We start from the raw sequence: 12,712 nt of genomic DNA, 5'->3' as shown, positions 1-12,712 counted from the left end.
CCGCCGTCGGTCGTCGCCACGCCGATGGCGGAGCAGGGAATTGCGGCAGGCACTTTCCCGCCGCTGGACGTGATCGCGCAGCATATTCCCATTCCGCGCGCCGGAACGCCGCACGACATCGCCGCGGCGTGCGAATATCTGGCGTCCGATGGCGCCAGCTATGTCACGGGCGTGGTTCTGCCGGTCAATGGCGGCATGTTCATCGGTTGAACCAAGGCAGTGGGTGGGTGGGTGGGCGGGCGCGCCCGCCGACTGGCAGCGAAGCAAGGCTGCCTTTTCGACAATCAACATATCAGGGAGATGACGGATGACCGGGCAGGCAACAGGACAGGCTTTGCGTATCGTACAATGGGCAACCGGCACCGTGGGGTCTGCCGCGATGCGGGCGGTCATCCGCCATCCCGACATGGAGCTGGTCGGCGTCAAAGTCTATTCCGAGGCAAAGGAGGGCAAGGACGCTGGCGATCTGTGCGGACTGCCGCCCGTCGGCGTCAAGGCCGTGCGCGACGTTCAGTCGATTGTGGCGCTGAAGCCCGATTGCGTGCTCTACATGCCGGAAAGCACGGACATCGACGATGTCTGCGCGCTGTTGGAAGCCGGTATCAACATCTCCTCCACGCGGGCGGAATTCTTTCACCCGGCCCATATGGATGCGGACAGCCGCGCGCGCGTCACTGCGGCCTGCGCCAAGGGCCAGAGTTCGCTGCACACATCCGGCAGCAGCCCCGGTTTCATCACGGAAGCGCTGCCCATCGTCCTTCTCTCCCTTTCGCGTCGCCTCGACCTGCTGATGATCGACGAATATGCGAACTGCATCGACGGCTGCTCGGAGGAAATGCTGATCGGCATCATGGGCTTTGGCGAGTCCGCCGAGAATTTCACGCGGCGCGAATTTCCGGAGCGGGACAATGTGTTCGGCCATTCGCTTACCGCGCTGGCCGACGCCATCGGCATTCCGATCGAGCGGTTCGAGGTGACGAGCGAGATCGCCGTCGCCAGGGAGCCGACCAAATTGCACAAGACCACCATTGCGGCAGGGTCCGTGGCAGGGCAGCGCATGGTCACGACGGGTTTCCGCGATGGCAAGCCGGTTCTGCGTTTTCGCTGCAACTGGTTCGTCACGGAAAATCTGGAACCCTCCTGGGACGTGCGGCCGGACGGCTGGCGCGTCGTGGTGGAGGGGGACACGCCCTTCGACATCAGCATCAGCTTTCCCATTCCCGCGGGCGAACGGCAGGCGACATTGCCGAACCTGACGGCGCACCGGCCGGTCAACGCGATCCCCTATGTCTGCGCCGCGCAGCCGGGCATATTGACGACCGCCGACCTGCCCCAGATCATCGCGCAACTGGGGTGAGACCGGTGGACTTCGACATCCTCATCGTCGGGGCCGGCCATGCCGGCGCGCAGGCCGCGATCACGCTCCGCCAACTGAAATATGCGGGCACAATCGGCATGATCGGCGACGAACCGGACGTGCCCTATGAACGGCCACCGCTGTCGAAGGATTATATGAGCGGCGACAAGCCGTTCGAGCGCATCCTGATCCGCCCGGAGACATTCTGGGCGGAGCGGGGCATCAGCATGGTGCTCAACCAGCGTGTGACGCAGGTGGACGCGCAGGCGCACCGCGTCACGACCGGCGACGGCACCAGCTATGGTTATGGCAAGCTGATCTGGGCGGCGGGCGGCTCGCCCCGGCTCCTGTCCTGCAACGGCGGCATGGCAAAGGGTGTCCATGCGGTCCGGCGGCGCAGCGACGCGGACGCGATCATGGCGCGTCTCGGCACGGTGCGGGATGTTGTCATCATCGGCGGCGGCTATATCGGGCTGGAGGCCGCCGCCGTCCTATCCAAGTTCGGCAAGCATGTGGTGCTGCTGGAGGCGCAGGATCGCGTGCTGGCCCGCGTCGCCGGTCCCGAACTGTCGGCCTTCTACGAGGCGGAGCATAGAGCGCATGGCGTGGACCTGCGCACCGGCGCCCGAATGGACTGCATCGAAGAGCGGGACGGCCATGTCGTCGGCGTGCGGATGGAGGACGCCTCCATCCTGCCTGCCGATCTGGTCATCGTGGGCATCGGCATCATCGCCGAAGTCGGGCCTCTGATCGCAGCGGGGGCGTTGGGCGCCAATGGCGTCGACGTCGATGGCTATTGCCGCACCACTCTGCCGGATGTCTATGCGGTGGGGGATTGCGCCACCCATGCCAATGGCTTTGCCGGAGGGGCCAAGATACGCGTCGAGTCCGTGCAGAATGCGAACGACCAGGCGAAGCTGGCCGTGCAGCACATCCTGGGTCAGGAGGTGGGCGAATATGATGCGCTGCCGTGGTTCTGGTCGAACCAATATGATCTGAAGCTCCAGACGGTGGGCCTGTCGACCGGGTACGACCAGACGATCCTGCGGGGCGATATCGCCAGCCGGTCCTTTTCCGTCGTCTATCTGAAGGATGGCAGGGTCATCGCGATCGACTGCGTCAACGCGGTCAAGGATTATGCACAGGGGCGGGCGCATGTGCTGGCACGGTCGATGCTCGATCCGGCGCTTCTCGCCGATGCCTCCATCGCCCTGAAGGACGTGCCGACCGTCGCGGTGCCGGCGTCATGATTGCGCGGCTGATCCCATCGACCCTGCTGTTCGTTCGAAAGGTCCAGTCATGACGTCAGACGCAAAGACAGTGCCGGTCGGCTTCATCCCGCAAAGCATGGAGGAGGCGGTCGATCCCCGCTGGCTGACCATGGCGCTGGCCCCCGTTTCGGGCGGGTCGGAGGTCGTCTCTGTCGAACTGGCCGAGGTCATCAAGACGCTGGCATCCAAAGTCCGCATCCGCGTGCGTTTCGCGAATGATCCGGACGCCGTCCACAGCTATTGCCTCAAGGCCTTCTGGGGCGTGCCGGGTGCCGGTGGCCTGACCACCATCCGCGAAGGGAAATTCTACAGCGACATCGCCCCGCAAATCTCGATGCGCTTGCCCAAGGTTCCGGCCATCGTGCTGGACGAGGGCAAGGGGGACGGCATCCTCGTCATGGAGGATCTGATCGCGGCGGGTGCGCGCTTCTGCTCGGCGCTCGAACCGTTCACGCCCGAACTCGCCATCGAAAGCCTCGACCAGCTGGCGCGCCTGCACAGCCGCACCGATATTGCGGACAGCACGGCATGGCTGCCCGACCGGATCGAGAGGATCGCCGCCAATCCGCACTTTACGGTCGAACGGATGCAGGAGGTTCTCGACGATGGCCGTACCGACATATTGGATGACCGGACCAGCGATGCCCGCCTCGTCCTCCAGGCTCTGAGGGCGCTTGCAGAACGCACGCGCACGCGCACCCGCCCCCGCACGCTCCTCCATGGCGATTGCCACGCGGGGAATCTGTTCACCACGGTGGACGGTCTGGGCTTCACCGACTGGCAACTGGTCCAGCGGGGACATTGGGCCTGCGATGTCGCCTATCATATCTGTGCTGTCCTGACCGTGGAGCAGGCCGAGCAGCATGAGGAGGCACTGCTCAAAGCCTATCTCGCCGCACTGGCCGAGCATGGCGGCGCAGTGCCGGGCTGGGACGAAGCGTGGGAGGAATATCGGGCCGCGCAAATCTACGGCTATTATCATTGGGGGGCGATCACCACGCGCGGCGCGCCCGACGTGATGCGGATCTTTACCGAACGACTGGGGGCGGGTGTCGCCCGGCATCGCTGCTTCAACCTGCTCGGCGTATGACCGCCGCGGGCGACCAACGACTATGTGTGTGAAGGAACGCCCGTAATGCAAAGCGATAAAGTCAGATGGCAACAGGTCGTCGCCTGCCTGGTGTTGCAGGGCGTGAGCGCAGGCACGATCACCTCGGCCTTCAGCGTGCTGGCGGTTCCCTTCGCGGCCGAATTCGGCCTGACCCGCATGGTCGTCATGCTGGCCATGACGCTCACCTTGCTGGTGACCGCCCTGTTGTCGCCCGTGGTGGGGCGATTGCTTGACCAACTGTCCATCAGGGTCATCATGTTGATCGGTTCGGTCGCCCTGTCCGCCGGTTTTGCGGGCCTGTCGCTGGCGCATGACTATTCGCAGATGCTCATCCTTTATGCTCTCCTGCTCGCCCCCGCCAATGTCCTGATCGGCCCGCTGTCGGCGTCCGTTCTGGTGTCGCGCTGGTTCGACAGGGACAGGGGCCGTGCGCTCGGTCTGGCAGCCATCGGAATTTCGGTCGGCGGATTTCTGTTCCCGCCCCTGATCCAGGGACTGATCGAGAGTTTCGGGTGGCGGCCCGCTCTCCAGATACTGGCCATCGGACTGCTGATCCTGACGCTGGCCGCCTGCTATTTCATCAGGGATCGCCGTCCCGACGGAGATGGCGCACACAGGGCAAAGGCCGGAGTGGCGCTGACGATGCGGGCGGTGATGGTGCATCGTGAATTCTGGCTCATGACGGCGGTGTTCGGCATATTGCTCACCGGCATGATGGGCCTTGTCACCAATATGGTCCCCCTTGCGCAGGCGCAGGGAATCCCCATCGGAACCGCGACATTGCTCATTTCCGCCCTGGCGCTGGGCAGTCTGCTGGGCAAGGTTATCTTTGCCATCGTGGCCGATCGGGCCGGGCCACGGATCATTCTGCTTTTTGGGATCACGGGCTTTGTGACCGGGCTGTCGTGCATATTGGCCGCCCATTGGGGTTTCTGGATATTCGCCCTCGGTTCAGCCCTTGTCGGCCTGACGAACGGAGCGGCGATCCCCTTGCAGGCGGTCGTCGCGGCCAGAATCTTTGGTCTTGCCAATGTGGGGCGGGTCGTGGGCTTGCTGAACTTCGTGGTTATGATGGTCGGGCTGGCCGTGCCGCCGGCGTTCGGCATGATCTATGATCGCAGTGGCCGTTATGACGCTGCATTGATGGCTTATATCGTTTTGGCCGTGGGGGCGGTTCTGGCGACGGTGGCCATGCGCGGTGCGGACGCCAGCAGGGATAGTCCGTCAGAGATGGTCTAGGTAGCCGGAAGCATTGTCAGATGCCGCCGCTCCCCGGCAGAGTGCGCCCGCTTTCTGGCGAAGTGCAGGAATTGACCGAACTGGTTGCATAAGGTGGCAGCGGGGGTGGGGAATGAAAGGGCGCTGCGCCGATCGAAGAGAGAAGCATGTGAAATCTTATAAATATCTATTATAATCAATATATTGAACTTAATTTAGAAACCTCTTCACCATCATGATCTTGTTGGCACTCGACTGGAAACTGTCGGCCCATGGGTAGCGGAAAGAAGGAGTTTGCTCCTTGATCTATGCAACTATGTGTTGCATAGTATGACTCGCCTTAAAGGCGATCCTCTCCTTTGAGTGGGGGCGCTTCCTCCCCGGACGCCCCCATTTTTTTCGAAGCACACCGAAAACAGGGGCTAGAGGGCGGACAGGATCACACGCTGTCTGGGGGCATAACCGCGCCGGATTTGCCCGACCGCGCCCGGTCATCCGGTCGTCTGGCCGATATCAGCGCCTGCAGGTCGATCATCGCCCGACCCAGCGCAAGGCCCTGCGGTCCCGCGATGAAGCGCGGTTGCCAGTCCGGCGAGAATTTATCCTTATAAGCGCGCAAGCCCTCGAACCCGTAAAAGGCTTCGCCATGTTTGTAGAGGAGTGAGCCGAGTCTACTCCATAGCGGCGCCAGCCTGCGGGCCTCCAGACCGGAGAGCGGCGCCAGGCCCAGGCTGAAGCGGCCATAGCCATTGTCCTTCCCCCATTGCATCAGGCGAACGAACAGGAAATCCATCGTGCCATAGGGTGTCTGGTCATCGTGTCGCATCAGGTCGATGGACAGTTCCGACTTGTCGGCGGTCGTCCAGATGTTCGCGAAAGCGACGATCCGCCCCTCCTGCCGGACCAGCGCGCAATCGAACCGGCCGATATAGGCCGGATCGAACCAGCCGACGCTGAAACCCTTCTCGCGATGCCCCTTGGCCTTGAGCCATCGGTCGGAGATAGCGTGTATATCCTCCAGGATCGCAGGCACACCGTCCGCCGGGACGATTTCGAAGGTCGCACCTTCGCGCATGGCCCGGCGTTCGGCGTGGCGGAGCGACTTGGCGGCCGGGCCGTCGAGCGAGAAGGTGGTGAGGTCGACCAACGCCTCCTCGCCATATTTGACGATCTGGAGACCCAGATCGACGGCGGCAGGCAGGGCCTCTGCGCTTATCTGGTAGAGGAGCAGGCGTCCCTGTGCGGCATCCGCCTGTTCGCGCAGTTGCCATAGGAGGTCGGTCCATGCCTGCCGCGCGCCGACCGGGTCGCTCATCACGATCCAGCTATGCCCGCGGATTTGATACATGAGGAAACAGTCACCGGAGGCCGAGGTGATGAACCGCTTGTCGCCCGTAAGCGCCAGATTCGCGTCGGTGCGGCTGGACAGGGCGAGCGCGCCGGGATCGGGAATTGCGCTCATCGCGGCGACGGGGCGAACCACGGCAGGCCGGAGCATCCGCCAGATCGCCGTGCCGAGCAGGAACACCGCAACCGCGAAGCTGGCGCGCAGGAACCGGGACGCATTGCCACCCCTCGCGAAATGCCACCACAGGTCGTCGCTGTAAGCGACATGCTTGTAGGAGAAGAAGCCGATCCAGATCGACACAGCGACTGCGACCGCCACCGTCGCCAGCCACCCCGCGCTCAGGGCGTCGGCGGTAAAGCTGGTGCGGCGATAGAAGGCGGGGCGGGTCCACTGGAGCAGCCCCGCAATGACCAGCATCACGCCTGCCTCCTCATAATCGAGGCCTTTCGCCAGCGAGAAGGCGGCACCGGCAAGCAGGATCATACGCGTCAGCCAGAAAGCGCCATCGAGCCGGCGATACAAGCCCGATGACAACAGAAGCAGCGCCGCCCCGGCAAGGCTGGCCGCCATATGGGACGCCTCGATGAAGGGCAGGGGGAGAAGCGCGACAAGTTCGGCGGTCCGGTCGGGCATGGCCGGCAGCGATCCCGACACCAGCAGCACGCAGCCGCCGAGAAAGACCAGCGCAGCGATCATCGTCGGCGCAAGCCCGGAGGCGACGATCTGGGCATCGCTCAGCGCATGCGCCAACGGGGTTCGCCAGCGCCGCCCTTCCTGAAAAGCCATGATGGCGACGGACAGGAGGAGGGGCGCGATATAGTAGATCAGGCGATAGACGAGCAGCGCGGCGATCAGTTCGGGACGGTTGGACGAAGGAAGGGTCGCCAGGATCACAGCCTCGAACACGCCGATGCCGCCCGGAACATGCGTTACCAGCACCGCGATGATTGCCAGCGTATAGCCGATGAAGAAGGCAGGCCAGAGCGACGGATCGACGCCCGGAACGAGGATGAACAGCGCGGCGCTTGCGGTGGCGAGGTCGATGGCGGCCACGCCGATCTGGGCCAGCGCGAGACCGAAGCCCGGCAGCGGGATCGACCAGTTGCGGACCTTCAGCAGGCGACCATGCGGTCCCAGCCAGAGCAATAGTCCGGCGACTGCGACGAGCAGAAGGACGCCGATCCCCTGCAATGGACCCGGTCCGATGCCAATGCCAACGCCACCCATGTCCATCGCCTGCGGATGCAGGGCGAGCGCCGCTCCGGCCAGGATGATGACGCCGCCCCAGAAAGCAAAGCCCGCAATGGTGACGACCCGCGCGACATCGGCCACGCTGAGACCTGCCGCGCTGTAGACACGGTAGCGGGCCGATCCGCCGGTCAGGAGGGACAGGCCGAGGTTATGGCTGAGCGTGTAGCTGGTGAAGGAAGCGAGAGCAGCGGTGCGGTACGGCAGATGCTGCCCGATGGAGCGCAGCGCCAGCACATCATAGAAGGTGAGGGCCGTATAGCTCATGGCGGTGAACGTTACGGCGAGGAATATATGGCGAGGGCCAAGGCCGGTAAGGGCCGCCCGGATATCGTGCAGGGGAACTGCATGCAACAGCCGGTCCAGCGCGACGAAGCCCAGCGCGGCGAGCACGCAGACAAGGCCCATTGAAATCGCGACCCGGTGATGCCGAACAATCGTTTTCAGATCAGACATCGCGTTCCTGTTCGCCTGTCGCCTGCCGTCCTGCATGCTTCATCCATCTACCAGACATACGGTGGTCCTTGCCCTATTTTCCATGGCGATCGTCCGAAACCGAGGCGTCGATCGCCTTGCTCAGGACGGCATGAATGGCATCGACGTCGCCGTGGAGGGGATGGCCGCCGGGCAGCCCCACGACATGGACGTTCGGCTGTCGCCACAGCGGGCAAAGGGTTGCCGTTTCCTCCACGCCGTAGATGCAGGTGACGGGGGTCCAGTCCAGTTGTCTGGCGGTCGTCATCGCCGCCGTCCCCGGTATCGCCCATGTGAATATCTCCGATGGCGACGCCGTGAGGAGGACAGTGTCGGTCGGCACGACGAACGCGGCCATCCTGACCTTTGCGCGAAGGCCGTGCGGCAGGCCCGCCAGACCGACATGGAGCACATCGCCGCCGAAGGACTGCCCGATCAGGACGACCTGATCCGCATGTCCGAACGACAGTGCCCGCCGGGTGAGGTCCGACAGGAGCGCCTCGACCTCCGCCGGGGTCCGTCCGTTGCGGAAATAGGTGAGACTGTTGACCCCGATCACGGGAATCCCGTCGGCGGCCAGCCGTTCGGCGATCCGTGGAGCCATGCCGACTTTCAAGCCCATGTCGCCAGAGAGGATGACGGCGGCCAAATGCGCTTTCGAGGGGGCGGGTCGCCCTGTCGCCGGCACGAATGTCAGCACCGGTCCGCCGAAATAGCCCAGATAGGCAAAGCAGCCGCCCATGCCGCCAAGGATAAGGAGGAGCGCCAGAAGCACGATGGCGAAACGCGCTGACAAGGGTCGCGTTCTGCCGGATCGAATGGCCCCGGATCGAGCGGTTCCGGTGACAGCCCTGTCACGGCCGTTCCGCATGGGCATGGCGTCGCTCCCTCATCATCCTATCGTTCCGGGGCGTTCTCGAAACCCGCGGCGACCCGTCCGGTCCGTTCCAGCTTACCCCAGCCGACCACCCAGCCGCCGATGGCGGACGCGATGGCACGCAGAACCACCCAATACATGATCTGGCGATAAACCAGACGCTGCGCCACCAGGAGATGCGCGGGATAGGGCACTCGTCGGGCGTCTAGGCGATAGGCCATCCAGCCGCACAGCACGTCCACGGTCGTGAAGGTCAGCCAGAACAGGCCCATCTGGCCGACGTCGCCGCGCGTCTGCGCCCAGCCATGTTCAACCACGCGCAACAGCATCCCGACAATGGAGATCAGCAAGGCGAGGTCGATCAGAGGCGATATGGCAGCGAAGGCGATCTGGAACAGCCATGCCTGTGGCAGCCCCACCAGCGCCAGACCGGATGGCGTGCGCGTCCGCAGGATGCCGCGATGCTTCCACAGGCATTGCAGCGTCCCGAACGCCCAGCGATACCGCTGTTTGGCGAGGGCCTTGAACGTCTCCGGCGCTTCGGTCCAGGCGACGGCCTGCGGATCATAGGTCACGCGCCATCCGGCCCGCTGGATGGCGATGGTCAGATCCTGATCCTCCGCCAGCGTGTCCTCGGGATAGCCGCCCACCGCCTCCAGCGCAGCGCGGCGCCACGCCCCCACCGCCCCCGGAACCACGGTCATGGCGTCGAACCCCGCCAGGGCGCGGCGTTCGAGGTTCTGCGCCGTGATATATTCCACCGCCTGCCACCGCGTCACCAGATTGACCCGGTTGCCGACACGGGCATCGCCAGCCACCGCGCCGATGCGCGGATCGACGAACCAGCGGGCGAGCCAACCGATCGTCTCCGGCTCGAACCCGGTATCGGCATCGAGAGCGATGACGATTTCGCTTTCGGTCTGGAGGAGGGCGCGGTTGAGCGCAGCCGCCTTTCCGCCATTCTCCAGGGTGAGGAGGGTGACACGCGGATCGTCGGCAAAGGCCCGCGCGACGACGGCACTCGTCCGGTCCTTCGACCCGTCGTCGACGACCATGACGGCAATCCCCGGATAGTCGCTGGCGAGGACATGACGCACCGACGCCTCTATCACCCGCTCCTCATTATAGGCGGGGATGATGACCGAGACGGTCGGGCGGTACTCCGGCGACGCGTCCCGCTTGCGGCGTGACTGGACCCAGGCGAGCAGAGTCATGAGGATGGCGCGACCGATACCGAGCGAAATGGCGAGATAGAATATCCAGACAAGGGCGGCCGAGATGGCGGCGAGCAGGACGAAGATGGCAATATCCGTCCGCACCGCGAACAGATCTCCGGGTGCGACCGGCGGATTGGCGGCGGACTGCGGTTGCCCGACGAGCATCGAGACAGGAACGAAGCGATAGCCCTGCGCCTTGAGCATGGCGATGATGCGGGGGAGCGCCGCGACAGTCTGCGCCCGGTCGCCACCACCGTCGTGCAGCAGGATGATGTTGGCCGAATTTTGCGGTGTGCCGGCATGGACCTGATCCACGACCTGCCGCACGATGGCGTCCGCTCCGGGGCGCTGCCAGTCGTTCGGGTCGACATGGAGGCCGACGACGGTGTAGCCGGCCTTCTGCGCCTCCAGCGCCGGTCCGATCTCGTCCGCCGTCGTCGGTTCCGCATCCCCGAAATAGGGCGCGCGAAAGAGGCGGGTGGAGCGGCCCGTATAGGCTTCGATCATCCGCTGGGTCGTGTTGAGTTCCAGCCGGGTTTCAGAAGGCGAGGCGAGCGCCAGATTGGGATGCGTATAGGTATGATTGCCAATCTCGCCCCCGTCGGCGATGATCCGGTTCAGCAGGCCGGGGTTCGTCAGCCCATTTTCGCCTATGACGAAGAAGGTCGCAGGCACATGGGCTTTTTCAAGTACGGAGAGGATTTGCGGCGTCCATGTCGCATCGGGACCATCGTCGAAGGTGAGGGCCAGCATCCGGGGTTGGGCACCGGTCCGCTGGATCACATAGGGCGTCGGCAGAGCGCGGTAACGCTCGTCACGGATGAGGCCCTGTCCGTCGAACATCGTCTGGCGATGCCCGGTGGTGGGCGTGGCGGTGATGCGCAATATCTCACCCATGCCCTCGACGTCGGTGCTGAGGAGCGACTGAAGCGTGCCGATGTCCGGCCGGCCACCCGACCGGAACGCCTTGAGATCGGTCCAGAAACCGGGATCCTCGCTGCCCAGCCGCCACATGGCGACATCGTCGATGCCGAGTCTCTTCAACACCTGCATCTGGTTCCAGCTTGTCGCGGCGTCGAGCATCCATAGCTGATGGTGCCGCCCCGCCTCGTCATAGGCAAAGCCTGCGTTCCCGCTGGCCGGGTCGAACTGGACGGGTGCGGCGCTGTCATGGGCCTCCAGCCATGCTTCCTCGATGGACAGGGCATCGGTGTCGTCGCCGTGCCAGTCATAGGCGTAGCTTCCCAGGGCCACGATCAGACGATCATGGCCAACCGCGCGCAGCCCCGCCTGAACCTGATCCACGAACCAGTCCTGCGCAGCGATCGGCCCGGCGATGCCGCCCTCCCAATGCTGGTCATAGGCCATGAGGATCAGGCGGTCGGCGACCTTGCCCAGCTTTGCGAGGGGCCATGCCTCGTCCTCGGCCGGTGCCGTCACGGCAAGCTCGGCACCCTTTGGGAGGGCGCGGCGCAACCGGGTGAGGAAATGCAGGTAATCGGGCATTGTGGCGGCTGGCAACACCTCGAAATCCATGACCAGGCCAGCGTCCTTTTGCGCGCGGACGATGGTGGTGAGGCGGGCGATGAGCGCGCTGCGCCGGGCGGGGTCATGCAGCAGAGCGGCGGCATGGGCGCCGTCCCAGTCGTCGCCCATGAAGTTCTGCACCATGGGCAGAACCCTGGGCGGGTGCGGCATGGCCGCGATCATGCGGTCGAACTTCGGATCGTCCGCGATGGCGACGCGATGATCGGGGCCGGAAACCGTGATGGTGGCGGGCACGACCCAGTCCAAGGCGTCGACGTGCCGGCGAAGCGACGCGAGGCTGGCATCGTCTCCGGGGACATAGAAGCCGATGCTCAGCGGCGTATGCGGGTCGGCGTTGGCCCTGTGGGGCAACCAGGACGGGAGATGGTGGCCGATCCTTTCCGTAATCCTCAACCTGTCCGCCCGCGCCTGCGGCAGTGGCAGCGCGAGGTCGCGTCCATGCGGAACCGAGGCGAGCGTGGTGGCGAAGGCGATGGCGGCGGCGACGATCGAGACGAGGAGCGCCGCGACGATGCGCCGGGTCCATACGCCGCGCCGACCGCTTGGATCGAAGAAGACCGGCATAGCCATGTCTCAACTCCTTTTCCGTTGCGGGACTTCCCGGACGTGCTGCTCGATCGCCATCTCCATGTGCCGCTCCACATATGCTGCAAGGGACCGAAGGCGTTATAGACCCTTAAAGCCGCGCAGAGGCTGGCCCCCGGATTACCAATTCGTCATGATCGGTTGCCGTGCGCTGCCTATCGACGAATTGTCATTCCCGATGGGACGATGCCCCGCATGGCGTCATCGCCTTATCTACCGAGGCCTGCGCGGTCGGAAACCCGATGTGCTTCGCGCGTAGACTCCCTATCATTGCCCATCACTATTGCGACCCGTTCGCATTGTTCTAACGCAGTTGCATGCTGATGAGCGTGTCTTCCTTGCCAAAAGCTGTTGCCGTTCCTTCGACACCACGCGCGCATCCGATGTCGAAGCGCGATGAGGGAAGGGAGGCGAGGGTCATCCCGCCGCCTCGCCCAGCGAAAAAGCGAAGGGCGGAT

Annotated in this window: 8 protein-coding genes; 5 read left to right on the top strand and 3 right to left on the bottom strand. The window is 64.4% G+C overall.

Annotated features, from left to right (window positions below; all coding sequences use genetic code 11):
• From LWE61_RS07670 to LWE61_RS07650, 5 genes are all read left to right on the top strand, one after another.
• Positions 1–210 (top strand): SDR family oxidoreductase (locus LWE61_RS07670; protein WP_234149451.1); only part of this gene is annotated, 210 nt, incomplete at its 5' end.
• Between the two features lie 97 nt (positions 211–307).
• Complete coding sequence (locus tag LWE61_RS07665; protein ID WP_234149450.1) at positions 308–1,357, top strand: NAD(P)H-dependent amine dehydrogenase family protein; 1,050 nt, start codon at positions 308–310, stop codon at positions 1,355–1,357.
• Between the two features lie 5 nt (positions 1,358–1,362).
• Positions 1,363–2,607: an NAD(P)/FAD-dependent oxidoreductase gene (locus LWE61_RS07660; RefSeq protein WP_234149449.1), complete on the top strand. Its 1,245-nt coding sequence runs from the start codon at positions 1,363–1,365 to the stop codon at positions 2,605–2,607.
• 49 nt (positions 2,608–2,656) lie between these two features.
• Positions 2,657–3,718 carry a phosphotransferase family protein gene (locus tag LWE61_RS07655; protein WP_234149448.1) on the top strand — a complete coding sequence of 354 codons (1,062 nt, stop codon included), beginning with the start codon at positions 2,657–2,659 and terminating at the stop codon, positions 3,716–3,718.
• 45 nt (positions 3,719–3,763) lie between these two features.
• Positions 3,764–4,978 carry an MFS transporter gene (locus LWE61_RS07650; RefSeq protein WP_234149447.1) on the top strand — a complete coding sequence of 405 codons (1,215 nt, stop codon included), beginning with the start codon at positions 3,764–3,766 and terminating at the stop codon, positions 4,976–4,978.
• A 418-nt stretch (positions 4,979–5,396) separates the two neighbouring features.
• Here LWE61_RS07650 and mprF read toward each other — a convergent pair whose 3' ends face one another.
• From mprF to LWE61_RS07635, 3 genes are all read right to left on the bottom strand, one after another.
• On the bottom strand, positions 5,397–8,009 hold the full coding sequence (mprF, locus tag LWE61_RS07645) for a bifunctional lysylphosphatidylglycerol flippase/synthetase MprF (protein WP_234149446.1): 2,613 nt from the start codon (positions 8,007–8,009) through the stop codon (positions 5,397–5,399).
• Positions 8,010–8,082: 73 nt separating this feature from the next.
• The gene (locus LWE61_RS07640; RefSeq protein ID WP_234149445.1) at positions 8,083–8,823 is read right to left on the bottom strand and encodes a virulence factor; all 741 of its coding nucleotides are present in this window, start codon (positions 8,821–8,823) and stop codon (positions 8,083–8,085) included.
• Between the two features lie 101 nt (positions 8,824–8,924).
• Positions 8,925–12,239: a glycosyltransferase gene (locus LWE61_RS07635; protein WP_234149444.1), complete on the bottom strand. Its 3,315-nt coding sequence runs from the start codon at positions 12,237–12,239 to the stop codon at positions 8,925–8,927.
• Between the last annotated feature and the right edge of the window lie 473 nt (positions 12,240–12,712).

Origin of the sequence: Sphingobium sufflavum, from assembly GCF_021403115.1 — a bacterium.
GTDB lineage: Bacteria > Pseudomonadota > Alphaproteobacteria > Sphingomonadales > Sphingomonadaceae > Sphingobium > Sphingobium sufflavum.
Note: the sequence above shows the minus strand (reverse complement) of the source record. Positions and strands in the feature narration are given on the sequence as shown.

Bases quoted from the DNA above. Each gene is read 5' to 3' on its own strand.
- LWE61_RS07650 (WP_234149447.1), top strand. From the start codon at position 3,764: ATGCAAAGCGATAAAGTCAGATGGCAACAGGTCGTCGCCTGCCTGGTG.
- mprF (WP_234149446.1), bottom strand. From the start codon at position 8,009: ATGTCTGATCTGAAAACGATTGTTCGGCATCACCGGGTCGCGATTTCA.
- LWE61_RS07635 (WP_234149444.1), bottom strand. From the start codon at position 12,239: ATGGCTATGCCGGTCTTCTTCGATCCAAGCGGTCGGCGCGGCGTATGG.
- LWE61_RS07665 (WP_234149450.1), top strand. From the start codon at position 308: ATGACCGGGCAGGCAACAGGACAGGCTTTGCGTATCGTACAATGGGCA.
- LWE61_RS07655 (WP_234149448.1), top strand. From the start codon at position 2,657: ATGACGTCAGACGCAAAGACAGTGCCGGTCGGCTTCATCCCGCAAAGC.